At 52.3% G+C, this 514-nt stretch carries 1 protein-coding gene and 1 pseudogene; one reads left to right on the top strand and one right to left on the bottom strand.

Annotated elements, in window-relative coordinates:
* Positions 1-100 (top strand): annotated as a pseudogene (locus CAG18_RS26990) (IS5/IS1182 family transposase); the annotation flags it as partial.
* 266 nt (positions 101-366) lie between these two features.
* On the opposite strand, the gene CAG18_RS26985 reads toward CAG18_RS26990, so the two are convergent.
* Positions 367-514: hypothetical protein (locus CAG18_RS26985; protein ID WP_143492710.1), on the bottom strand; the 148-nt coding region annotated here is incomplete at its 5' end.

Here is a 514-nt window from a genome sequence, read left to right as displayed (position 1 = left end):
CGTGACGCGCTTCGACAAGCTCGCGAAAAGCTATGCCGCCATGGTCTCACTGGCTTGTTCCATGCGGTGTCTGCGACATCTCTTTTCGTACAGAGCCTAGCGCATGGCGGGATAGTCTTGGTCCCGCCATGCCATGAAATCTTATAAAGCCAGTTCCTCACCCCTTCAGTATCAAGCTTCCAAATTTGTATGAGAAGCGCTCTAGTATTGCACCGCATACATCTTGCCAAACCTCCATTACTAACCAATTGAAAGTTATTCAGGCGTCTTTACGGGATGACCGGACGACGGCTACTCCTTTCGGTACAGCCGAATGAAAAATCTACTTACGCACGACTTTTCGGCAACACAGTCTTTCAGGGTAAATTAGCCCCGATGCAGGCCTCGGAAATAGTTAATCAGGCCTTGGGTAGAGCCATCTTCGGCGCTTTCTTCCAGGCTGCCGACCAGGCGTTGGTAAACGCCCTTGCCCAGCTCCTTGCCTAGCTCCACGCCCCACTGGTCGAAGGCGTTG

The sequence above is a fragment of the Pseudomonas sp. B22(2017) genome (genome assembly GCF_002113105.1).
Classification (GTDB): Bacteria; Pseudomonadota; Gammaproteobacteria; order Pseudomonadales; family Pseudomonadaceae; genus Aquipseudomonas; species Aquipseudomonas asiatica.
This window is presented reverse-complemented; position numbering and strand designations above follow the sequence as displayed.